Source organism: Paraburkholderia sp. BR14312 (genome assembly GCF_040948675.1).
GTDB classification, from domain to species: Bacteria; Pseudomonadota; Gammaproteobacteria; order Burkholderiales; family Burkholderiaceae; genus Paraburkholderia; species Paraburkholderia nodosa_A.
In genome coordinates this window covers 53,539-74,849 of record NZ_JBFPKI010000004.1, presented here as the reverse complement: position 1 = coordinate 74,849, position 21,311 = coordinate 53,539, and the positions used below count along the sequence as shown (strand labels likewise).

21 protein-coding genes are annotated in these 21,311 nt (G+C 66.1%); 10 read left to right on the top strand and 11 right to left on the bottom strand.

Annotated features, from left to right (window positions below; all coding sequences use genetic code 11):
- Nucleotides 1-30 precede the first annotated feature (30 nt).
- The 3 genes from AB3X98_RS12365 to AB3X98_RS12355 form a co-directional block, all read right to left on the bottom strand.
- Nucleotides 31-924, bottom strand: a complete 894-nt coding sequence (locus tag AB3X98_RS12365; protein ID WP_368605883.1) for an alpha/beta fold hydrolase — start codon at nt 922-924, stop codon at nt 31-33.
- Between the two features lie 170 nt (nt 925-1,094).
- The gene (locus tag AB3X98_RS12360) at nt 1,095-1,736 is read right to left on the bottom strand and encodes a CoA transferase subunit B (protein ID WP_368605882.1); all 642 of its coding nucleotides are present in this window, start codon (nt 1,734-1,736) and stop codon (nt 1,095-1,097) included.
- A gap of 15 nt (nt 1,737-1,751) precedes the next feature.
- Nucleotides 1,752-2,471 carry a CoA transferase subunit A gene (locus AB3X98_RS12355; RefSeq protein WP_069268194.1) on the bottom strand — a complete coding sequence of 240 codons (720 nt, stop codon included), beginning with the start codon at nt 2,469-2,471 and terminating at the stop codon, nt 1,752-1,754.
- 257 nt (nt 2,472-2,728) lie between these two features.
- Here AB3X98_RS12355 and AB3X98_RS12350 point away from each other — a divergent pair, with 257 nt between their 5' ends.
- Nucleotides 2,729-3,301 carry a LuxR C-terminal-related transcriptional regulator gene (locus AB3X98_RS12350; RefSeq protein ID WP_069268195.1) on the top strand — a complete coding sequence of 191 codons (573 nt, stop codon included), beginning with the start codon at nt 2,729-2,731 and terminating at the stop codon, nt 3,299-3,301.
- Nucleotides 3,302-3,348: 47 nt separating this feature from the next.
- Here the strand turns inward: AB3X98_RS12350 and AB3X98_RS12345 are convergent, their stop codons facing one another.
- A complete protein-coding gene (locus AB3X98_RS12345) occupies nt 3,349-3,789 on the bottom strand; it encodes a thioesterase family protein (RefSeq protein ID WP_069268196.1) in 441 nt (146 codons plus the stop codon).
- Between the two features lie 64 nt (nt 3,790-3,853).
- A complete protein-coding gene (locus tag AB3X98_RS12340) occupies nt 3,854-4,633 on the bottom strand; it encodes an SDR family oxidoreductase (RefSeq protein WP_028204260.1) in 780 nt (259 codons plus the stop codon).
- A gap of 176 nt (nt 4,634-4,809) precedes the next feature.
- Between AB3X98_RS12340 and AB3X98_RS12335 the strand changes: the two genes are divergently transcribed.
- Complete coding sequence (locus tag AB3X98_RS12335; RefSeq protein WP_368610253.1) at nt 4,810-6,483, top strand: electron transfer flavoprotein-ubiquinone oxidoreductase; 1,674 nt, start codon at nt 4,810-4,812, stop codon at nt 6,481-6,483.
- 96 nt (nt 6,484-6,579) lie between these two features.
- Here the strand turns inward: AB3X98_RS12335 and aroC are convergent, their stop codons facing one another.
- From aroC to AB3X98_RS12320, 3 genes are all read right to left on the bottom strand, one after another.
- Complete coding sequence (gene aroC, locus AB3X98_RS12330) at nt 6,580-7,680, bottom strand: chorismate synthase (RefSeq protein WP_368606169.1); 1,101 nt, start codon at nt 7,678-7,680, stop codon at nt 6,580-6,582.
- A gap of 159 nt (nt 7,681-7,839) precedes the next feature.
- Nucleotides 7,840-9,825 (bottom strand): MFS transporter, encoded by a 1,986-nt coding sequence (locus tag AB3X98_RS12325; RefSeq protein ID WP_368606168.1) that lies wholly within the window; start codon nt 9,823-9,825, stop codon nt 7,840-7,842.
- A gap of 103 nt (nt 9,826-9,928) precedes the next feature.
- Entirely contained in the window at nt 9,929-10,384 is a 456-nt protein-coding gene (locus AB3X98_RS12320) for a CBS domain-containing protein (RefSeq protein WP_069268653.1), read from the bottom strand.
- Between the two features lie 294 nt (nt 10,385-10,678).
- Here AB3X98_RS12320 and AB3X98_RS12315 point away from each other — a divergent pair, with 294 nt between their 5' ends.
- The 3 genes from AB3X98_RS12315 (at nt 10,679) to AB3X98_RS12305 (ending at nt 13,277) form a co-directional block, all read left to right on the top strand.
- Nucleotides 10,679-12,025: an O-acetylhomoserine aminocarboxypropyltransferase gene (locus tag AB3X98_RS12315; RefSeq protein ID WP_342945950.1), complete on the top strand. Its 1,347-nt coding sequence runs from the start codon at nt 10,679-10,681 to the stop codon at nt 12,023-12,025.
- Nucleotides 12,022-12,861, top strand: coding sequence for an alpha/beta hydrolase (locus AB3X98_RS12310; protein ID WP_368606167.1), 840 nt, complete (start codon nt 12,022-12,024; stop codon nt 12,859-12,861). The genes AB3X98_RS12315 and AB3X98_RS12310 overlap by 4 nt, the downstream gene beginning before the upstream one ends.
- 95 nt (nt 12,862-12,956) lie before the next feature.
- Nucleotides 12,957-13,277 (top strand): Mpo1-like protein, encoded by a 321-nt coding sequence (locus AB3X98_RS12305; protein ID WP_069268656.1) that lies wholly within the window; start codon nt 12,957-12,959, stop codon nt 13,275-13,277.
- 46 nt (nt 13,278-13,323) lie between these two features.
- On the opposite strand, the gene AB3X98_RS12300 is transcribed toward AB3X98_RS12305, so the two are convergent.
- Nucleotides 13,324-14,625 (bottom strand): YihY family inner membrane protein, encoded by a 1,302-nt coding sequence (locus tag AB3X98_RS12300; RefSeq protein WP_368606166.1) that lies wholly within the window; start codon nt 14,623-14,625, stop codon nt 13,324-13,326.
- 193 nt (nt 14,626-14,818) lie between these two features.
- On the opposite strand from AB3X98_RS12300, the gene wrbA reads away from it, so the two are divergent.
- The 4 genes from wrbA (at nt 14,819) to AB3X98_RS12280 (ending at nt 18,275) form a co-directional block, all read left to right on the top strand.
- Nucleotides 14,819-15,436, top strand: coding sequence for an NAD(P)H:quinone oxidoreductase (wrbA, locus tag AB3X98_RS12295; protein ID WP_069268657.1), 618 nt, complete (start codon nt 14,819-14,821; stop codon nt 15,434-15,436).
- A gap of 68 nt (nt 15,437-15,504) precedes the next feature.
- The gene (locus AB3X98_RS12290) at nt 15,505-15,861 is read left to right on the top strand and encodes a DUF2069 domain-containing protein (RefSeq protein WP_069268699.1); all 357 of its coding nucleotides are present in this window, start codon (nt 15,505-15,507) and stop codon (nt 15,859-15,861) included.
- Nucleotides 15,862-16,001: 140 nt separating this feature from the next.
- Nucleotides 16,002-17,438 (top strand): FAD-binding oxidoreductase, encoded by a 1,437-nt coding sequence (locus AB3X98_RS12285; RefSeq protein ID WP_368606165.1) that lies wholly within the window; start codon nt 16,002-16,004, stop codon nt 17,436-17,438.
- A gap of 30 nt (nt 17,439-17,468) precedes the next feature.
- Nucleotides 17,469-18,275, top strand: a complete 807-nt coding sequence (locus AB3X98_RS12280; RefSeq protein WP_069268659.1) for a metallophosphoesterase — start codon at nt 17,469-17,471, stop codon at nt 18,273-18,275.
- Nucleotides 18,276-18,293: 18 nt separating this feature from the next.
- Here the strand turns inward: AB3X98_RS12280 and AB3X98_RS12275 are convergent, their stop codons facing one another.
- Together AB3X98_RS12275 and AB3X98_RS12270 are read right to left on the bottom strand one after the other, a co-directional pair.
- Nucleotides 18,294-18,437 carry a hypothetical protein gene (locus AB3X98_RS12275; protein ID WP_169739136.1) on the bottom strand — a complete coding sequence of 48 codons (144 nt, stop codon included), beginning with the start codon at nt 18,435-18,437 and terminating at the stop codon, nt 18,294-18,296.
- A gap of 141 nt (nt 18,438-18,578) precedes the next feature.
- A complete protein-coding gene (locus tag AB3X98_RS12270) occupies nt 18,579-19,517 on the bottom strand; it encodes a LysR family transcriptional regulator (RefSeq protein ID WP_069268660.1) in 939 nt (312 codons plus the stop codon).
- A gap of 156 nt (nt 19,518-19,673) precedes the next feature.
- On the opposite strand from AB3X98_RS12270, the gene AB3X98_RS12265 reads away from it, so the two are divergent.
- Nucleotides 19,674-21,302, top strand: a complete 1,629-nt coding sequence (locus AB3X98_RS12265) for an efflux transporter outer membrane subunit (protein WP_368606164.1) — start codon at nt 19,674-19,676, stop codon at nt 21,300-21,302.
- Nucleotides 21,303-21,311: the final 9 nt, after the last annotated feature.

Sequence of the window (21,311 nt, the reverse complement as noted above, 5' to 3'; positions counted from 1 at the left end):
GCGCGCCGGAATATGCCGGCCAATCTCATATTATGACGCGCGAAGGGCCTCGCCGTCGAAGAAACGGCGCGCGATCGCGATCTGGTCGGGCGCGAGGAAGGCCGGCGCGTGCCCGACGCCCTCGATTTCGACGCTCGATACCTGGCGCCCGGTCGCGACCATCTTCTCGACGGTTTCACGCGAAAGCAGGTCCGAAAGCGCGCCGCGCACGACGAGCACAGGCCCTTCGAACGCAGCGAGCGAGCGCCACAGGAACTTCTCGCCCTCCTCGTTCTGCTCGGGCGTGATCGACTTGAAGGGCTCCGCAATGCGCGGGTCGTACCGGTAGCGCCACGTGCCTTCCACTTCATGCAGCAACGGCGTATTGATCTCGCGCCATTCATCGGCACTCAGCGGACCGAACGAGGCCGCGAGAAGCGCCGCGTTGTCGATGCCTTCCTCGAGCGTAGCGAAAGACCCGCCTTGCCCGACGTACTCGCCGATGCGCGCGAGCGACGCGGGTTCGATATGCGGCCCGACGTCGTTGAGCAGCATGCGGCCGATGGGCGCGCCCGGCAGCCCCGCGAGCGCCATGCCGATCAGGCCGCCCATCGACGTGCCGAACCAGTCCACCTTCTCCACGCCGGTACGTGCGATCAACGTGACCATGTCGGCCACATACTGCGCGACGCCGTAGCCGCGCGGGTCGAGCAGCCACGATGACAGCCCCCGCCCTGCCACGTCGGGGCACACGACACGATACCGGTCGGCCATCGCGGCCGCGAAGCGGTCGAAGTCGCGCCCCGAGCGCGTGAGTCCATGCACGCACACGAGCACGCGCGGGTTGGCGGGGTCGCCCCACTCGGTGTACGCGATGCGGTGCAGGCCCGCGGGACTGAGACACTGGACGTATTGCTGGCGCGGCACTGCGGTCGATTCGGTCATCGCGGAATCCTCGCTCGAAGGCGCATCAAGGCTTTCGGCCGATTGTAAACGGCTTTGCCGCACGGCATCGTCGGTCAAGCCGCACGCGGACCGTGCGCAAGCCATGCGCAAAAACGAAACGGGCGAGACCGAAGTCTCGCCCGCCGCCAATCGTGCTTACGCGACGACGTTCAGCCCACGGCGCTCACGTCGAGCGGCGCGCCGGTCTTCGCCTTGATCTCGTCGATCGTGACGCCCGGTGCGAGTTCGGTCACCTTCAGACCCGCATCGCTCACTTCCATCACGCCGAGGTCGGTGATGATGATATCGACCACGCCCACGCCCGTCAGCGGCAAGGTGCAGGCCTCGAGGATCTTGTGCTGGTCGCCCTTCGCGACGTGCTCCATCAGCACGACCACGCGGCCGACGCCCGCCACGAGGTCCATCGCGCCGCCCATGCCCTTGATCATCTTGCCGGGAATCATCCAGTTGGCCAGGTCGCCCTTCTCGCTCACCTGCATCGCACCGAGGATCGCCAGGTTGATGTGGCCGCCGCGAATCATCGCGAACGAGTCCGCGGACGAGAAAATCGACGAGCCCGCCAGCGTTGTCACGGTCTGTTTGCCGGCGTTGATCATGTCGGCGTCCACTTCGTCTTCGGTCGGGAACGGGCCGATGCCGAGCAGGCCGTTTTCCGACTGCAGCCACACTTCCATGCCCGCGGGTACATGGTTGGCCACGAGCGTGGGCAGCCCGATGCCGAGGTTCACGTAGAAGCCGTCCTGCAGTTCCTTCGCCGCGCGCGCGGCCATTTCGTCACGATTCCAAGCCATGGTCGGTCTCCTTCCTCAGTTGCCCGCGGGTTTGCCAGCTGCGGCGCGCACGGTGCGTTGTTCGATGCGCTTTTCCGGGTGCGCGTTGAGCACGATGCGCTGCACGAAGATGCCCGGCGTATGAACGGCGTCCGGATCGAGTGCGCCGTTCTCGACGATCTCTTCCACTTCCGCCACGGTGATCTTGCCCGCCATCGCGCACATCGGGTTGAAGTTGCGCGCCGTGCGGCGGAACACCAGGTTACCCGACTTGTCGGCCTTCCACGCCTTCACGAGCGCGACGTCAGCCGTGAGCGAATGCTCGAGCACGTAGTGCTTGTCGCCGAACTGGCGCGTTTCCTTGCCTTCGGCGATCAGCGTGCCGAAGCCGGTATTCGTGAAGAACGCCGGAATGCCGGCGCCGCCCGCGCGCAGCTTTTCAGCCAGCGTGCCTTGCGGCGTGAATTCGAGTTCGAGTTCGCCCGACAGATACTGGCGCTCGAATTCCTTGTTCTCGCCCACGTAGGAGGAGATCATTTTCTTGATCTGGCGCGTCTCCAGCAGCAGGCCGAGGCCGAAGCCGTCCACGCCTGCGTTGTTGCTGATGCAGGTGATGCCCTTCACGCCCGTATCGCGCAGTGCGGCGATCAGGGCTTCGGGAATGCCGCACAGCCCAAAACCGCCAACCGCGAATGTCTGGCCGTCCTTGACGATGCCCTCGAGCGCGGCAGCCGCGCTTTTATAGACCTTGTTCATCAGTGTGTCCCTTCCTCGAATGGAAATCCGCCAATCCGGTTTGTCGCGCGGACGTCTGGCGCGTCCGGATGTTCAATTCTAGTCATGCCCCGGCGGCGCTGCCGTGAAGCCGGCAGCCCGGCCGGGCCGTGCGCACGGGCCCAAACGAGCCGCGCGAGCCTGGAAAACTGCCCCTCCGATGGGTGCAAAGCGTACGCTGGCCCCCTGTTGCGGCACAATACGCAAAACTACATAAAGCAATACCCGCACCGTCCGCCATGGCTGCTCCCACCCAATCCGTCGAACGCTCCGCGCTCGACTACCAGACCGCGTTCCATCTCGCGCCCATCGGCCTTGTACTGGCGCGCGAGCGCACCATCGTCGATTGCAACGACCAGGTGGCCGCAATCTTCTGCTGCGTACGCGAGGCGCTGATCGGCCAGTCGTTCCAGGTGCTCTACCCTTCCGCGGACGAGTTCGAGCGCATTGGCGCACGCATCCCGCCGATCATGACGGCGCAAGGCAGCTATGCCGACGACCGCATCATGAAGCGCGCCAACGGCGAACTCTTCTGGTGCCACGTCACGGGGCGCTCGCTCGATCGCGCCGAGCCGCACGCGGCGGGCGTCTGGACGTTTGAAGACCTGAGCGCGACGCGCCGCGTGGCCATCGAGCTCACGCCGCGCGAGCGCGAGATCGCCGCGCAGCTCGTTACGGGCAAGACCAGCAAGCAGATCGGGCGCGTGCTCGATATCAGCCCGCGCACCGTGGATGTCTATCGCGCGCGCCTCATGCGCAAGTACGACACCGGCAACGCCACCGAGCTGCTGCAGCGGCTGCTCGGCCAGTAAGGACGCCAGGGCCGCGCACTGCGGGGCAGCGCGCGACATCGGGGCGCTCAGCCTATCCGGTCGGACTTCACCAGTCCCGCATGCTCGATGGTGGCGCGCAACATATCGGGAATCGGCACCGATTTGCCTGCCGCGTAGTCGATCCACACACAGCGCGCGTTCCCGCGTGCGTAGAGCGTGTCCGGCTCGTCGGCGCGGCGCAGTTCGAAACCGGTGTCGAAGCTGCTGCGGCCGGGCTGGCCGACCGTCATCGTGCAGACGATGTCGCCGGGGTAATGCAGTTGCTTGAGAAATTCCATCGAAGCATTGACGATCACGGGGCCCTGTCCGTCGCCGCTCTCCGAGGCCACGCCAAGATGCTCGAACCAGGAAATGCGCACCTGCTCCATGTAGCGGAAATAGACCGTGTTGTTCACATGGCCGAACGCATCCATGTCGCCCCAACGGATCGGCATGGTCATTTCAAATACGGGGTGGTAGTCACTCATTGCACTTCAACTTCGTGTTGTTGCGGAAAACAGAATGCCGGGCGCCGGCCGGACTCGCCTCAGTTCAGGTGAGCCCGAAGCCGTCGTCGGCGGTGATGATCGAACCGTTGATGAACGACGACTCGTCGGCAGCGAGCAGCAGCAGCAGGCCGTCCAGGTCTTCGGGTTTGCCGACGCGGTGGCGCGGCAGCATCGATACGAGCTTTTGCCCCTGCTCGGTCGACCAGTGGTGGTGGTTGATCTCCGTGTCGATGTAGCCCGGGCAGATCGCGTTCACGTTGATGCCGTGGCGGCCCCACTCGAGCGCCATCGCCTTCGTCATGTGGACGACCGCGGCCTTGCTGATCGCGTACAGGCCGATTTGCGGCAGCACACGCAGCCCCGCCACCGAAGCGATATTGATGATGCGGTAGGCCGGCTTCGGGCCGCCGCCGTTGCCGCGCATGATCATCCGTTTGGCCACTTCCTGGGCCACGAAAAAGGCGCCACGCGTGTTGGTATCGAACACGTATTCGAAGTCGGCGGGCGTGACGTCGGCGAGCTTTTGCGTCGTGGAGACGCCCGAGTTGTTGACGAGGATGTCGATGGTCCCCGCCTCGGTTTCCGCGTGCGCGACCGCCGAGCGAATGCTCTGGTAGTCGGTCACGTCGAGCGACACGACGTGCGCGGCGCCCCCGCTCGCCTCGATTTCGGCGCGCAGCTCCTTGAGCCGCTCCACGCGGCGGCTCGCCAGCACGACCTTTGCGCCCGCCTGCGAGAGCACCTGGGCGAAGCGCTTGCCGAGCCCGCTGGAGGCCCCCGTGATCATCGCGACCTTGCCTTCCAGATTGATCGAACGGCCCATTTCCGGTTCCTGTTCAGAGGTAAATAGGCGCCAGAACGCGACGGGGTCGACCCGCCAAATCTGACGCCACAGAATAGAACGGTCGTGCTAATGTTAGCCTGTTGGGTTGCGGCACGGGGAACGTTACCCGACAATACGATCCCGAAAAAAGCATTCTAATGGCAAGAGGAGCATTGATGACCCCCGCAAGTCTTTTAGAGCAATACGGCCCACGCGAGTCGATGGAATACGACGTGGTGATCGTCGGTGGCGGCCCCGCCGGGCTGTCTGCCGCGATCCGCCTGAAGCAGCTGGCCGCGGAGAAAGGCGCTGAGATCGGCGTCTGCGTGCTGGAGAAAGGCTCGGAAATCGGGGCGCATATCCTCTCGGGCGCGGTCATGGATCCGCGCGCGCTGAACGAGCTGATGCCAGACTGGAAAGAGCAAGGCGCACCGCTGAACGTGCCCGTGACCGAGGACAAGTTCCTTTTTCTTTCCGAAACGGGGGCTACGGCTGTGCCGAACTGGGCGCTGCCCGACAACTTCAAGAACCACGGCAACTACGTCATCAGCCTCGCCAACGTCACGCGCTGGCTGGGCCAGCAGGCCGAAGCCCTGGGCGTCGAAATCTTCCCGGGCTTCCCCGCTGCCGAGGTGCTCTACAACGACGACGGTTCCGTGAAGGGCGTCGCCACCGGCAACATGGGTGTCGGCAAGGACGGCGAGCCCACCGAAAACTTCCAGCTCGGCATGGAGCTGCACGCGAAGTACACGCTGTTCTGCGAAGGCTGCCGCGGGCACCTGGGCCGTCAGCTGAACGAGAAGTTCAAGCTGGGCAAGGACTCGGACCCGCAGGTCTACGGCATCGGCATCAAGGAACTGTGGGAGATCGATCCTTCGAAGCACCAGCCCGGCCTCGTGATCCACACCGCCGGCTGGCCGCTCGAGTCGGACACCTACGGCGGCTCGTTCCTGTACCACATCGACAACAACCAGGTGATGGTGGGCTTTGTCGTCGGTCTTGCGTACCAGAACCCGTATCTCTCGCCGTTCGAGGAGTTCCAGCGCTACAAGACGCATCCGGAAATCCGCAAGTACCTCGAAGGCGGCAAGCGCGTGTCGTATGGCGCGCGCGCGATCACGGCAGGCGGCCTGATGTCGCTGCCCAAGCTCGTGTTCCCGGGCGGCGCGCTCGTGGGCGACGATGCGGGCTTCCTGAACGCCTCGCGCATCAAGGGCAGCCACGCGGCGATCAAGACCGGCATGCTGGCCGCCGATGCGGCGTTCGAAGCCGTGCAGGCAGGCCGCCAGAGCGATGAACTCGCGGCCTATCCGGAAGCGTTCAAGCAGTCGTGGCTCCACACGGAACTGTACAAGGCGCGCAACTTCAAGCAGTGGATGAGCAAGGGCCTGTACCTGGGCACGCTGATGGTGGGCATCGAGCAGAAGCTGCTGGGCGGCAACGTGCCGTGGACGCTGCATCACCAGCATCGCGACCACGAGATGCTGAAACCCGCTTCGCAGTGCAAGCCGATCGAGTATCCGAAGCCCGACGGCAAGCTCACGTTCGACCGGCTCTCCTCGGTGTTCATCTCGAACACGAACCACGAAGAGAACCAGCCCGCGCACCTCACGCTCAAGGACGCGAGCGTGCCCGTGAACGTGAACCTGCGCACCTACGCGGGCCCCGAAGCGCGCTTCTGCCCGGCCGCGGTGTACGAGTTCATGAAGAACGACGACGGCAGCGACCGCCTGCAGATCAACGCGCAGAACTGCGTGCACTGCAAGACCTGCGATATCAAGGACCCGACGCAGAACATCGTGTGGGTCACGCCCGAAGGCGGCGACGGCCCGAACTATCCGAACATGTAAGTCCGACAGGCGAAAAAAAGCCGCTTCAGGTGTGAGCCTGAAGCGGCTTTTTTGTTGCCTGCGCAACGCGTGCGGCTCACGTCGCAGCGATCGGCATCACTCGTCGCTGGCCGCGATCTTCGGCGTCGTCACGACGACGTCGGCATTCTGCGCGCGGTGGCGCATTGCGTGATCGATCAGCACGAGCGCGAGCATGGCCTCGGCGATCGGCGTCGCGCGAATGCCCACACACGGGTCGTGGCGCCCGAAGGTCTCGACCGTTGCGGGATCGCCCGCCTTGTCGATCGAGCGCCGCGGCGTGCGGATGCTCGAGGTCGGCTTGATGGCGATCGAGACGGTAATGTCCTGCCCCGTCGAAATACCGCCGAGCACGCCGCCGGCGTGATTACCGTGGAACCCGTTGGGCGTGAGTTCGTCACCGTGCACCGAGCCGCGCTGTGCGACGCTCGCGAAGCCCGCGCCGATCTCCACGCCCTTCACCGCGTTGATGCCCATCATGGCGTGCGCAATGTCGGCATCGAGCCGGTCGAAAAGCGGCTCGCCCCAGCCTACCGGCACCCCGCTCGCCACCACGTTCACGCGCGCGCCGATCGAGTCGCCGTTCTTGCGCAACGCATCCATGTAGTCCTCGAGTTGCGGCACGACGTCGGCGTTCGGCACGAAAAACGGGTTCTCGTGCACGTGCTCCCAGCTCACGAACGGCACGTCGATCTCGCCAAGCGCGCGCATGTAGCCGCGAATTTCCACGCCGAAGCGCTCGCGCAGCCACTTCTTCGCCACGGCGCCCGCCGCGACCGTGGGCGCCGTGAGGCGCGCCGACGAGCGGCCGCCGCCGCGGTAATCGCGAATGCCGTACTTCTGCCAGTAGGTGTAGTCGGCATGACCGGGACGGAAGGTCTCGACGATGTTGCCGTAGTCCTTGCTGCGCTGGTCGGTATTACGGATCAGGAGCGCGATGGGCGTGCCCGTGGTGCGCCCTTCGAACACGCCCGAGAGAATCTCGACCTTGTCCTCTTCCTGGCGCTGCGTCACGTGACGCGACGTGCCGGGGCGGCGGCGGTCCAGGTCGATCTGGATGTCGGCTTCGGTGAGCGCCATGCCGGGCGGGCAGCCGTCGATGACGCAGCCAATGGCCGGGCCGTGGGATTCGCCGAAGGTGGTGACGGTGAAAAGCGTACCGAGCGTGTTGCCGGACATGGCGGTCGTCCAAAGTGAATCGGGGAATCCAATATTATGCCAGCCCGCGCGCGGCGACGCCCGACCGGGCGGTCGGGCTGTCGGGCGAGCGCCGGGTGAGAAGCGGCGGCGCGACGCCGGTTTGGGCGACGCGTGCGCGCCGCGCCGCATGGTCCGGCGTCAGCGCCGCGCGCCGCGCAGTTCCGTCACCGTCTCCTGCAAGCGCTCAAGCGTAGCGTCCGCCGCCGCGATCGGCTCGCCCACCGCGAGCGTCAACCGGCTCGTCAGACCGCGTCGCAGCGGCCGCTCCTGGCCGGACCCCGCGAAGCGCGAAAACGCACTGCCCCACAGCCCGCGCAGCGCCATCGGCACGACCGGCACGGGCGAGCGCCGCAAGATTTCGCTCACGCCGTGGCGAAACGGGTTCATCTCCCCGGTGCGGGTGAGCTTGCCCTCGGGAAAAATGCAGACGAGGTCGCCCTCGGCCAGCGCGGCCGCGCACGCGTCGTAGGCAGCGGCGAGCGCATTCGGGTCCTCGTGCGCGGGCGCAATCGGAATGGCCTTGGCGTGGCGGAACACCCAGCCGACGAACGGCGAGCGGAAGATCTGCTGATCCATCACGAAGCGGATCGGGCGCGGGCTCTCGGCCATGATGACGATCGCATCGACATAGCTCACGTGATTGCAGACGAGCACTGCCGCGCCCTCGGCCGGTATGCGTTCGGTATGCACGAGCCGCACGCGGTAGACCGTATGTACGAGCACCCACGCCACGAAGCGCAGCAGGAACTCGGGCACGAGCATGTAGATATAGGCCGCCACGACGATATTGAGCAGCGCCGTGGTCAGAAAGATGCCGGGAATGCCGACGCCCGCGGATGTGAGCGCCATCGCCATGAGCGCCGAGACGATCATGAAGAGCGAATTGAGGATGTTGTTCGCGGCGATGATGCGCGCGCGGTGGCTGGGCGCGCTGCGGCTCTGGATCAACGCGTAGAGCGGCACGCTGTAGAAGCCGCCGAACATGGCGAGCAGGAACAGGTCGGCGAGCACGCGCCAATGCGCGGCGATGCGCAGGAATTCGCCCACCGAAAGCAGATGGGACGCGGGAGGCAACGCGTGGCTCGCAAAGAAGAGATCGATGCCGAACACGCTCATGCCGATCGAGCCGAGCGGCACGAGGCCCACCTCGATGCGCCGCCGCGAGAGCCGCTCGCAGAGCAGCGACCCCGAGCCGATGCCGAGTGAAAACATGGCGAGCAGCACGGTCACGACGTCGGGGTCGGCCGACATCACGTCCTTCGCGAAATTGAAGAACGAGGCGAGAAACGTTGCGCCCACGAACCAGAGCCACGAGATGCCGAGCAGGCTCAGGAACACGGTGCGGTTGCCGTGCGCGAGGCGCAGGTTGCGCCAGGTTTCGGAGACCGGATTCCAGTTGATGCGCAGGTCCGGCTGCGACGGCTCGCACGGCGGCACGAAGGCCGACGCCACGCGCCCCGCGAGCGCGATGACGATGCACATGCCGCCGAGCCACCATGCGCCAAGGGGCGGCCCGAGGTCCGCATGCGCCGACGCGGGATCCATCGCGCCGATACCCGCCGCCACGCCCCCGACGATCGTGCCGAGCAAAATCGCGACGAACGTGCCCATCTCGACGAGCCCGTTGCCGCCAACCAGTTCATCGGGCGCAAGGCGCTGCGGGAGGTACGCGTACTTGACCGGCCCGAACACGGTCGAATGCACGCCCATCAGGAAAGTGCACGCGTACAGCAGCGGCGCGCTGTGCATCCAGAAGCCGGCCGCGCCGACCAGCATGACCGCGATCTCGAAGGTCTTGACCCAGCGCGTGAGCATTGCCTTGTCGTACTTGTCGGCGACCTGGCCCGAGGTCGCGGAAAATAGCACGAACGGCAAGATGAAAATGGCCGAGATGAGGAACGCGACCGTCTTCGGATCGACGCCGGAAAAGCGCGCGGCCTGATAGGTGACGAGCGAGGTGAAGCCGATCTTGAAGACGTTGTCGTTCATCGCCCCGAGGAACTGCGTCCAGAAAAACGGGGCGAAACGACGCTGGCGCAGCAGCGCGAACTGCGAAACGTGGTCACCCTCATGGTGCGCTTTACGCTTGTCGCGCTGCGCCGCGGGCATCGGTCTATCGTTCATCGAACAGGAATCGCACTGACAGAATTCATGGGGCCCAGACGCGAAAAAGCGCGCCTGACGCGCGCTTTTCCATACTGATCAATCGGGCGAAGTCGGGCTGCGCTCAGCGCGCCGGCTGACGCTCCTCTTCGGGCCAGTCGCGAATATACGCCTTGAGCAGCTTGTTTTCGAAGCCCTGCGCTTCGACCACGGCCTTCGCCACGTCGTAGAACGAGATCACGCCCATGAGCGAGCGGCTTTCCATGACCGGCAGGTAGCGTACGTGGTGCTCGAGCATCATGCGGCGCACTTCGTCGACCTCGGTTTCCGGCGTGCAGGTGATGGGATGATCGTCCATGACCTTGCGGATCGTCGTGGTGCCGACGCTGCCGCCGTTTGCGCGCAGCGTGAGGATGATCTCGCGGAACGTGAGCATGCCGACCAGATCGCCGTACTCCATGACGACGAGCGAGCCGATATCGTGCTCGGCCATGGTGTTGACTGCCTCGTTCAGCGCAGTGTCGGGCGTGACGGTGTAGAGCGTATTGCCCTTTACCTTGAGGATGTCGCTGACACGCATGATGTGTCTCCAGGAATGCCGCTAGTAATGGGGGAAATGCTGAAAAGATGCCTACCTGATTCGATCCTAGCGGAAAGATTGTTAAAAGGAAAGCCGCGCGGCGGGCGCTCCGCGGCGTACCGAAACGTCTGTCGAAAGCCGTGGCGAAGGGTTTTCCGGCGCGAAAACGGCCACGCGGGGCGCGCCCCATCAGGCCCGAAAAACGCCCGGCCGGGCGTCCCCGCGCCCCGCCGCCGGTGTTACGATGCCCTTCACCCTCGACACCAGGCCGGTTCGCGCCGGCGCGCCGACACGATGTCATCGAATCCCGCATCCAATCCCGATAGCCGCTTCGACACGCTCGCGCTGCATGCGGGCGCGGCGCCCGACCCCGCCACCGGCGCCCGCGCGACGCCGATCTACCTCACCACCTCGTTCTCGTTTCGCGACACCGACCACGCCGCCGCGCTCTTCAACATGGAGCGCGCGGGGCACGTCTACTCGCGCATCTCGAACCCGACCGTCGCCGTGTTCGAAGAGCGCGTGGCCGCGCTCGAAGGCGGCGCGGGCGCGATCGGCACCGCGAGCGGCCAGGCGGCGCTGCATCTCGCGATCGCGACGTTGATGGGCGCGGGCTCGCACATCGTCGCCTCGGCGGCGCTTTACGGCGGCTCGCACAACCTGCTGCACTACACGCTCAAGCGCTTCGGCATCGAAACGACCTTTGTGAAGCCCGGCGACCTCGACGCCTGGCGCGCGGCGCTGCGGCCCAATACGCGCCTGCTGTTCGGCGAAACGCTCGGCAACCCGGGCCTCGACGTGCTCGACATCGAAGCCGTCGCGCAGATCGCGCACGCCCATGGCGTGCCGCTCCTCGTCGATTCGACGTTCACCACGCCTTACCTGCTGCGCCCCTTCGAGCACGGCGCCGATCTCGTCTATCACTCGGCCACCAAGTTCCTCGGCGGCCATGGCACGACGATCGGCGGCGTGCTGGTCGATGGCGGCACGTTCGACTTCGAAGCGTCGGGCCGCTTTCCCGAACTCACCGAACCCTATGCGGGCTTTCACGACATGGTGTTCAGCGAGGAAAGCACGGTCGCGCCCTTCTTGCTGCGCGCGCGGCGCGAGGGCCTGCGCGACTTCGGCGCGTGCCTGCATCCGCAGGCCGCGTGGCAATTGCTGCAAGGCATCGAAACGCTGCCGCTGCGCATGGAGCGGCATGTGGCGAACGCGCGGCGCATCGTCGAATATCTCGCCGCGCACGAGGCGGTCGAATCGGTCGCGTGGCCGGAACTGCCGAGCCATCCCGATTACGCGCTGGCGAAGCGCCTGCTGCCGCGTGGCGCGGGCGCGGTGTTCAGCTTCAATCTGCGCGGCGGCCGCGCGGCGGGCAAGCGCTTCATCGAAGCGCTCACCCTGTTCTCGCATCTGGCCAACGTCGGCGACGCGCGCTCACTCGTGATCCACCCCGCCTCGACCACGCATTTCCGCATGGACGCCGCGGCACTGGCCGCCGCCGGCATCGCGGAGGGCACGATCCGGCTCTCGATCGGGCTCGAAGACCCTGCCGACCTGGTCGATGACCTCAAGCGCGCACTGAAGGCGTCGCAAAAAGTGGACGCATCGAAAGGCAAGTCCGCCGGCAAGGAGGCGTCATGATCGTCGATGTCGCCGGCAAACTGGTCTATGTCTACACGGCCTCGCACGCGATCGACCACGCGCTGCCGTTCACGGTGTTCGTCCACGGCGCGCAGCACGACCACAGCGTCTGGGCGCTGCAATCGCGCTATTTCGCCAACCACGGTTTCAATGCGCTGGCCGTCGATCTGCCCGGCCATCTGCGCAGCGCGGGTCCGGCGCTCACGAGCATCGGCGCGCTCGCCGACTGGCTCGCCGCACTGCTCGACGCGCTGAACGCCCCGCAGGCCTTCGTCGCCGGCCATAGCATGGGCTCGCTCGTCGCGCTCGAATTCGCGGCACGCCATCCCGAACGCGCGCAGCGCATCGCCCTGCTCGCCACCGCGTTCCCGATGACGGTCGCGCCTACCCTGCTCGAAGCCGCGCGCGAGCGCGAGCCGGAGGCAATCGCGCTCGTCAACGCGTGGTCGCACTCGACGCTCGCCGCCAAGCCGTCGAGCCCGGGGCCCGGCTTCTGGCTGCGCGGCATGAACCAGCGGCTCATGGAGCGCGTCTCCGCGCGCGGCGAGCCGCAGCTTTTCCATACCGATTTCGCGGCGTGCAATGCCTATGCGGACGGCCTCGCCAGCGCCGCGAAAGTCCGCTGCCCGGTGCGCCTGATCGTCGGCAAACGCGACGCGATGACGCCCCCGCGCGCTGCGCGCGCCCTCGCCGACGCCCTCGCGCAAGCGGGCACGCCCGTGGACACGGTCACGCTGGACGCCGGCCACGCGCTAATGACCGAGCAGCCCGATGCCACGCTCGACACGCTCTACGCTTTTGCAACGCAGCAAACACCGCGCGTGGGCAACGGCTGACGGCGGTGACTCGCCCGGGTTGCACGGTCGTTTGCAACGCCGCAGAATGGCTCAATCAACCATCCCCCGCGTACCCGCGCAGAAAGGAGGAGACGATGCAACCCACCACGCATACCGAGCACTTTTCGAGCTTCGCGCAGTTCTATCCGTTTTACCTGAGCGAGCACAGCAATCTCATGTCGCGGCGGCTGCATTTCATCGGGTCGCTTGGCGTGATCGGCTTCGTCTGCATGGCGATCGCCACCGGCAACTGGCTCTGGCTGCCGCTTGCCGTCGTGTGCGGCTACGGCTTCGCGTGGGTCGGTCATTTCAAGTTCGAGAAGAACCGCCCGGCCACCTTCCGTCACCCCATCTACAGCTTGATGGGCGACTGGGTCATGTTCGCGGATATCTGCCGCGGCAAGATTTCCCTTTGATTCGAATTTGATGCGACGGCGCGCCTGTCATGGGCGCGCCGCCTCGTCATGCCGCCGGATGCGGGAGCACTGGCGGATGCTCCTCCGTGAGCGCCGGAAAACGCCGCGTCGCGAGCAGCGACGCGAGTGAAATCGCGAGCTTGTCGTTGTCGAGCGCACCCAGCAGCAGGTGCGCGTCGATACTGCTCGACTTGAGCTGATACGCCAGTTCCTCGCGATCGATCGCAAAGCGGTCGAAGATGCGCGTCACCGAAATGCGCGCAGGATTGCCGATCAGCAGGAACAGCGTTTTCGCACGCTCCTCCTGCTCGAGACGCCCCACGAGTTCGTCCTCTTCGAGGCCGTCGATCAGTCGCCTGACCGTGGCCAGGTCGCGCCGCAGCAGCTGCGCGAGCTGCTCGGTCGTGCGGCCCGGCTCGCCCGCTTCCCGCGCATCGGCGAGACCCGCGAGCAGTTCGAGCGCGTCGAGCAGATCGCTGCCCGGAAAGCGCGGCCGATCGAAGCGCCCGGTGCGGATTTCGGGCAAAGCGGAGGTGATCATCGCGCCCACGAGCGTGATGAACCAGCTCAGGTACATCCATAGCAGGAACATCGGCGCGGCCGCGAAGGCGCCATAAACAGCCGTATAAGTCGGAATACGCCGCACGTAGTAACCAAAGCCACGCTTGGCCGCCTCGAATGCGATCGCCGCTGCGATGCCGCCAACCAATGCGTCGCGCCACTGCACGCGGCAGTTCGGCAGATACACATAGAGCATCGTGAACGCGAGCGACGTCAGCGGCAGCGAGGCGCCGATCAGCATCCAGTCGAGGATGCCCGAAACGTGCTGCTCGGTCGCGATCACGGCCGAACGCGTGAACACGTACGAGGAGATCGACAGGCTCACGCCGATCAGGATCGGCCCGAGCGTGAGAATGGCCCAGTAGACGAGCACGCGCTGCGCGAACGGGCGCGCCTTGCGCACACGCCAGATCAGATTGAAGGCCGACTCCACGGTCATCATCGTCATGACCGAGGTGACGAAGAGCACGATCATGCCCATCGTCGTGAGGCCCTTGGCCTTCGAGGCGAACTGGTTCAGGTACTTGAAGATCTGGCTGTTGATCTGCGCCGGCATGAGGTGATCGGCGAGAAAGGCCTGCAGCGAGTTCTGGAACGAAGCGAAGATCGGGAACGCGGTGAAAAGCGCAAACGCGACCGTGGCGAGCGGCACGAGCGAAAGCAGCGTGGTGAAGGTGAGGCTGCCCGCGACCTGCGCAATGCGATCTTCGCGACTGCGCCGCGCCGCGAAACGCGCGAGGCGCTTCACGATGTCCAGATCGATCCTCACCCTCGACAGCACATCCATTGGCCTGCTTTCCTCGCCACCGTGAACACGTTGATTGCCGCGCTTTCTCGACGCCGTTTTTTGCCGCTGATCCGGCGCGCACGCAGTGTACCTATTTGCCGATGATTTGCGCGTAAGATGCGCGTCGCTCGCCGGTGCGCCGCTGCGGCGGCAGACCCAACCCCTATAATATCCCGTCCACCGACGAGGCCCGATGAAACCGATTCTTGTGCTCTATTACAGCCGGCATGGCGCAACGCGCGAACTCGCGCGCGCCATCGCCCAGGGTATCGACAGTGTTCCCGGCGCCGAAGCGCGCGTGCGCACGGTGCCGCCCGTCTCGACGGTCTGCGAGGCCACCGCGCCCGACATCCCCGCCGACGGCCCGCCCTACGTCGAACTGCGCGACCTCGAAGAATGCGCGGGCCTCGCGCTCGGCTCGCCCACGCGCTTCGGCAACATGGCCGCGCCGCTCAAATACTTTCTCGACGGCACCACACCGCAGTGGCTTTCGGGTGCGCTCGCGGGCAAGCCCGCTTGCGTGTTCACATCGACGGGCAGCCTGCACGGCGGCCAGGAGAGCACGCTGCTCTCGATGATGCTGCCGCTGCTCCACCACGGCATGCTGCTCGTGGGTATCCCCTACACGGAGAGCGCGCTCACGACCACGCAGGGCGGCGGCTCGCCCTACGGCGCCTCGCATCACGCGCGCCAGGACGCGCGCGGCCACGGTTTGAGCGCCGATGAAAAGACGCTCGCGAGCGCGCTGGGTGTGCGGCTTGCGCGCGCGGCGCTCGCACTCGCCGTCACCGAGCAAGGCCAGCGGCTGTGAATACCGGCGTGGACGGCGTCGCCGAGCCCATCGTCCAGCGTCGCGGCGCCGCGCTCGGCGCTTTTGCGATGCTCGCCGCGCTCACGCTGCTGTGCATTGCGTGGGAGTGGCGGCTCGCGCCGCTGCGCCCCGGCGGCAGCGCGCTCGTGCTCAAGGCCGTGCCGCTCGCCATCGCGCTGCCTGGCGTGCTGCGACGCAGGCTCTACACGCTGCAATGGGCGGCGATGCTCGTGCTGCTCTACTTCGCGGAAGGCATCGTGCGCGGCATGACCGATCCCGCGCCCGGCAACCGGCTCGGCTGGGTGGAAGTCGCGCTGGCTCTTGGTTTTTTCGCGTGTGCGCTTGCCTATGTCGCGCCGTACAAGCGCGCGGCAAAGCGTGCCGCGAAGTCCGCCGCAAAGTCCGCTAAAAGCGAGTCGGCCTAAGCGACGGCCTTCCACGCCGCGACCGCCTCGTCCACGAGCGCTGCGTGAAGGTTACCGCCGTGTCAAACTAACCGTTTGAGCCTCGCGACTTCATGACAATCGCGCCGCGAGCCAGCCCAGGCGCGAATATCCGAGACACCATGACCGACTCCACCCCGACCGCCTGCGAAGCCTTTCTCGACGCCTGCGCCGCCGCCATCGGCGCGCAATACGTGCTGACCGACGCGCACGACACCGCGCCCTACCTCGCCGACTGGCGCCGCCGCTACCAGGGCGCGGCCGTCGCCGTGCTCTGCCCGGCCAATACGCGGGAAGTCGCCGCGGTCGTGAAGCTCGCGCGCGAGCATCGCGTGGCGCTCGTGCCGCAAGGCGGCAACACGGGCCTCGCGGGCGGCGCCACGCCGGACACGAGCGGCAACCAGGCCGTGCTGAGCCTGCGCCGCCTGAACCGCGTGCGCGAAATCGATCCGCACAACAACACCATCACCGTCGAAGCCGGCGTGATCCTCGCCGAAGTCCAGGCGCGCGCAAAAGATGCGGGCCGCCTCTTCCCGCTCTCGCTCGCGGCCGAAGGCAGTTGCACGATCGGCGGCAATCTCTCGACCAACGCGGGCGGCACCGGCGTGCTGCGCTATGGCAATACGCGCGAGCTGTGTCTCGGCCTCGAAGTCGTCACGCCGCAAGGCGAGATCTGGGACGGTCTGCGCGGGCTGCGCAAGGACAACACCGGCTACGATCTGCGCGATCTCTTCATTGGCGCGGAAGGCACGCTCGGCATCATCACCGCCGCCGTCATGAAGCTGCATCCGCTGCCGGCCGCGCGCGTCACCGCGCTCGCCGCGCTCGGCTCGGCACATGCGGCGCTCGACTTCCTCGCGCTCGCGCAGCGCTACGCCGGGCCGCTGCTCACGGGCTTCGAGCTGATGTCGGACTTCTGCATGGCGCTCGTCGGCCGTCATTTCCCGCAACTGCGTTATCCGTTCGCGGAGCATCACGCGCAGGTCGTGCTGCTCGAACTGTCGGACAACGAAAGCGAAGAACACGCGCGCGCCCTCTTCGAGCGGCTCATGGAAGAAGCGCTCGAACAAGGTCTCGTAGAAGACGCCGTGGTCGCGGAAAGCCTCGCGCAGTCGCAGGCGTTCTGGAATATCCGCGAGCACATTCCGCTCGCGCAGGCGCAGGAAGGGTTGAACATCAAGCACGATATCGGGGTGCCGATCTCGCGCATCGGCCACTTCATCGAGGAAACCGACGCCGAAATCGCCCGCGCGGTGCCCGGCGCGCGCATGGTCACCTTCGGGCATCTCGGCGACGGCAATCTGCACTACAACGTGCAGGCGCCCGAAGGCGGCGACCCGAAGCGTTTCCTCGCCGAAAACGAGAAGACGCTGAACCGCATCGTCTACGACAGCGTGGATCGCCATCGCGGCACGATCAGTGCGGAACACGGCCTCGGGCAGTTGAAGATCGACGAGAACATGCACTACAAGAGCGAGGTCGAACTCGCGCTGATGCGCGCGATCAAGACCGCGCTCGATCCGCTGAATCTGATGAATCCGGGGAAAGTGCTGCGCTGAACGCGCGGGACGCAAGGAGCCGACATCGTGTTGAAGATCCGCGTGCTGTCCGACCTGCATCTGGAAAACGACGAGCCCGACACGATCCCGCATGCGCAGGCCGATCTCGTCGTGCTCGCGGGTGACATCCACAATCACGGGCTGGGCTTGCGCTGGGCGGCGGAAACGTTCGATCCGCAGGTGCCGGTGGTGTACGTGCCCGGCAATCACGAGTACTACGACGGCGATCTCGGCGCGCTGGAAACGGCGATGCGCGACGCCGCCTCCACGCTCGACAACGTGCATTTCCTCAACGATGGCGTCTACGTCGATCCGGCGGGCCGCTTTCGGGTGTTAGGCACGACGCTGTGGGCCGACTTCGCACTCTTCGGCGCCGACGACGCCGCGCGTGAAGCCGCCATAGCGGCAGCGATGCGCGTGATGCTGGATTTTCGCGGATTAATCCAGGTGTCCTGGCCGGACAGCCCGCAAGCAGGTGCCCGCGACTTCACGCCGGCCGACTCGCTCGCGCTCCACGCGCGTTCGCGCGCATGGCTCGAAGCGGAACTGGCGAAGCCCTTCGCGGGCGAGACGATCGTCGTCACGCATCACGCGCCGCATAAAGGGAGTCTGGCGCCGCGCTACGCGGAGGATCTGGTGTCGGCGGGATTCGTGAGCGATCTCGGCGCGCTCGTGCGCGCGCCGGTCGCGCTATGGATACATGGCCACACGCATACGTGCTTCGACTACACGGTCAACGGCACCCGCGTGGTGTGCAATCCGCGCGGCTATCGCGACCGCCGCACGGGGCGGCCGGAGAATCCGGCCTTTGCTTGGGACAAGGTGGTGGAGATCTAGCGAGGCAAACCCGCGGCTTTAGTGCATGCGTGCGTCGTCGCGGCGCACGCGCAGCGTCGCGGGCTGGAGCTGCGCGCGGCGCATGCGCAGCAGATCGCGCGATGCCGCGATGCCGATCAGGCCCATCATCACGGCGATGCCGATCATCAGATGCGTATCCATTCGAGTTTCCGGTGTTGGCAGAAAGAGGTTGCGTGAAACAGTCCCGCTACCTTAAGCCACCGCGCCGCCGGGCGTAAGGAAGTGTTGCCATCTGCGCAAGCTGTAACAGGCTGTCACGGCCCGCGCGCCATTTGATTGCGCTCAGGTGCGCGCGAACTGGCGCAGCTCGTTGTGATCCCGAGCGAGTGTCGAAGGCATGCTCTCGCGCAGCAGCTCGACCCACGTGCGGATCTTCGCGTCGAGATACTGGCGCGACGGATAAACCGCAAAGACGTTCATCTCCTGCGACTTGTACTCCGGCAGGATCCATTGCAGCTCGCCGCTGCGCAGACCGCTGATCGCCGAATAGATCGGCAGCAGGCCCACGCCCATGCCCTCGCGCACGGCCACCGCCATCGCCTCCGCCACGTTCACCTGGAAGGTCGCCGGGCCGAGGTCGATCGTGGCCTCGCCTTCGGGGCCCGTGAACTGCCACTGCGAGGTCGGGAACACGGGCGTCACCATCTGCAGGCAGGTGTGGTTCGCGAGATCCGCGGGCTTTTGCGGCACGCCGCGCTTTTCCAGATACGCCGGCGAGGCAACCACGATGCTGAACGCGCTCGTCAGGCGCTGCGACACGAAACCGGAATCGGGCAGATCGGTCGCGACCACGAGGGCCACGTCGTAGCCCTCGTCGAGCAGGTCCGGCATGCGCTGGGCGAGCGTGAGTTCCACGTGCACGTCCGGATAGCGCTGCTGATACTGCCCCACCGCCGGCACCACATAGTGCTGGCCGAAGCTCGTCATCGCGTGGACCTTGAGCTTTCCGGAGGGGCGCGCATGCGCGTCGCCGGCTTCCGCTTCGGCCTGATCGACGTAGGCGAGGATCTGCTCGCAGCGCTGCAGGTAGCGCTCACCCGCCTCGGTGAGCGCAATGCGGCGCGTCGTGCGGTTCAGCAGGCGCGTGCGCAGGTGCGCCTCCAGATCGGAAACCGCGCGCGAAGCGTAAGCCGTGGTCGTGTTCAGGTATTGCGCCGCGCCCGTGAAGCTGCCCGCCTCCACCACCCGGACGAATACACGCATGTTTTGAAGCGTATCCATACCAATCCTCTTTCTGACACACGAATTGTTTCATAATTCGTAAGATCGATTGTCTCACGTTTCGTAAAAATGCCTTGCATCCTTACCGGTTATTCATCAATCGCTCAAAAAATATAATGACACACAGTGATTCATAGCCAAGATAAGGAGTAAATCGTGCAGTCTCCGGTACCGAAAGGACTAGCCGCACTCACGGTTCTTACGTTCTCGTTGATAATCGCGGGCTGCGCCAGTACCGGGGGCATCGCACCGCAAGCGCAACAGGCGCAAGCCGCGCAACTCGACGCCGGATCGGCGATCCGCGCGGCCAACACCGACGCCGGCTGGCCCGCCAGCGACTGGTGGCGCGGCTATAACGACCCTCAGCTGAATGCCTGGATCGAAGCCTCCGTGGCCGGCAACCCCTCGCTTGCCGCCGCCCAGGCGCGTGTGCGCGAAGCGCGCTCGATGGTCGGCGTGGCCCAAGCCGGGCTCCTGCCGCAAATCAACGGCAGCATGTCCATCCAGCGCCAGCAATGGTCCGACAACGTCTACTACGGGCCGGGCCCGCTCGCGGGTGCGAACACGTGGAACAACACAGCCACGCTCGGCCTGTCGTATCACCTCGACCTCTGGGGCCAGGACAAGAACAATGCCGAGCGCGCGCTCGACGTAGCCCACGCCACCGCCGCCGACGCGCGCGCGGCGCAGCTCGAACTCGAAGTCAATGTCACGCGCACCTACATCGAGATGTCGATGAACTACGCGCTGCTCGACATTGCGAAGCAAACGCTCGGCCAGCAGCAACGCATTCTTGCGCTCGCGCAAAAGCGCCTGGCCGGCGGCATCGGCACGCAGCTCGAAGTGAGCCAGGCGCAAACGCCGCTGCCCGAATACGAACGCCAGATCGACACGCTCGAAGAATCCATTGCGCTCGGCAAGAACCAACTCGCGGCGCTCGCGGGCAAGGGCCCGGGCGCCGGTGAAGCGATCGAGCGGCCTGCGCTCTCGCTCGCGGCGCCTGCAGGTCTGCCCTCGGCGTTGCCCGCCCAGTTGATCGGCTATCGCCCCGATGTGGTCGCGGCGCGCTGGCTCGTCGCCGCGCAGGCGCGCGGCATCGACGTCGCGAAGGCCGACTTCTATCCGAACGTGAACCTGCTCGTTTCGATGGGCGGCTACGCGGCGGCCGGCCCGCTATTCCAGTTCCTCAAGTCGATGAGCGGCAGCTATGCGGGCGGCCCCGCGTTCTCGCTGCCGATCTTCGACGGCGGACGCCTGCGCGCGCAGCTCGGCGCGCAGTCCGCCGCGTACGACATCGCCGTCGATCAGTACAACCAGACGATCGTCACCGCGCTCAAGGAAATCGCCGATCAGGTGGTGCGCATGCGCTCGCTCGCGACGCAGGAAGACGACGCACACCGCTCGGTCGCGGCCGCGCAGCGCAATTACGATCTCGCACAGGAAGGCTTCCGCCGCGGCCTGACCGACTATGTGAACGTGCTGATTGCGCAAACGCAGTTGCTGCGCGCGCAGGAAGGCGTCGCGCACATCCAGGCCGAGCGGCTGGCCGCCCATGCCACGCTCGTGGCGGCGCTGGGCGGCGGCATGATCGACGCATCGAGCGATGCCGCAGCAAAGGGCCCAACCGAAGCCGAGCAACTGCCCGCGCACGGCAAGAAGACGCGCGACGTGCCGCTCATGCCCGCGGCGCTGCTCGCGCCGCACGGCTCGCATGCTACGTCCGGCCCCGAGGCCGCCGATGCGAGCGCATCGGGCAACGCCGGTGCAGCCGGCACGGCGCACTGAGGCAGACGA

Bases quoted from the DNA above. Each gene is read 5' to 3' on its own strand.
- AB3X98_RS12365 (WP_368605883.1), bottom strand. From the start codon at position 924: ATGACCGAATCGACCGCAGTGCCGCGCCAGCAATACGTCCAGTGTCTC.
- AB3X98_RS12360 (WP_368605882.1), bottom strand. From the start codon at position 1,736: ATGGCTTGGAATCGTGACGAAATGGCCGCGCGCGCGGCGAAGGAACTG.
- AB3X98_RS12355 (WP_069268194.1), bottom strand. From the start codon at position 2,471: ATGAACAAGGTCTATAAAAGCGCGGCTGCCGCGCTCGAGGGCATCGTC.
- AB3X98_RS12350 (WP_069268195.1), top strand. From the start codon at position 2,729: ATGGCTGCTCCCACCCAATCCGTCGAACGCTCCGCGCTCGACTACCAG.
- AB3X98_RS12345 (WP_069268196.1), bottom strand. From the start codon at position 3,789: ATGAGTGACTACCACCCCGTATTTGAAATGACCATGCCGATCCGTTGG.
- AB3X98_RS12340 (WP_028204260.1), bottom strand. From the start codon at position 4,633: ATGGGCCGTTCGATCAATCTGGAAGGCAAGGTCGCGATGATCACGGGG.
- AB3X98_RS12335 (WP_368610253.1), top strand. From the start codon at position 4,810: ATGACCCCCGCAAGTCTTTTAGAGCAATACGGCCCACGCGAGTCGATG.
- aroC (WP_368606169.1), bottom strand. From the start codon at position 7,680: ATGTCCGGCAACACGCTCGGTACGCTTTTCACCGTCACCACCTTCGGC.
- AB3X98_RS12325 (WP_368606168.1), bottom strand. From the start codon at position 9,825: ATGAACGATAGACCGATGCCCGCGGCGCAGCGCGACAAGCGTAAAGCG.
- AB3X98_RS12320 (WP_069268653.1), bottom strand. From the start codon at position 10,384: ATGCGTGTCAGCGACATCCTCAAGGTAAAGGGCAATACGCTCTACACC.
- AB3X98_RS12315 (WP_342945950.1), top strand. From the start codon at position 10,679: ATGTCATCGAATCCCGCATCCAATCCCGATAGCCGCTTCGACACGCTC.
- AB3X98_RS12310 (WP_368606167.1), top strand. From the start codon at position 12,022: ATGATCGTCGATGTCGCCGGCAAACTGGTCTATGTCTACACGGCCTCG.
- AB3X98_RS12305 (WP_069268656.1), top strand. From the start codon at position 12,957: ATGCAACCCACCACGCATACCGAGCACTTTTCGAGCTTCGCGCAGTTC.
- AB3X98_RS12300 (WP_368606166.1), bottom strand. From the start codon at position 14,625: ATGGATGTGCTGTCGAGGGTGAGGATCGATCTGGACATCGTGAAGCGC.
- wrbA (WP_069268657.1), top strand. From the start codon at position 14,819: ATGAAACCGATTCTTGTGCTCTATTACAGCCGGCATGGCGCAACGCGC.
- AB3X98_RS12290 (WP_069268699.1), top strand. From the start codon at position 15,505: ATGCTCGCCGCGCTCACGCTGCTGTGCATTGCGTGGGAGTGGCGGCTC.
- AB3X98_RS12285 (WP_368606165.1), top strand. From the start codon at position 16,002: ATGACCGACTCCACCCCGACCGCCTGCGAAGCCTTTCTCGACGCCTGC.
- AB3X98_RS12275 (WP_169739136.1), bottom strand. From the start codon at position 18,437: ATGGATACGCATCTGATGATCGGCATCGCCGTGATGATGGGCCTGATC.
- AB3X98_RS12270 (WP_069268660.1), bottom strand. From the start codon at position 19,517: ATGGATACGCTTCAAAACATGCGTGTATTCGTCCGGGTGGTGGAGGCG.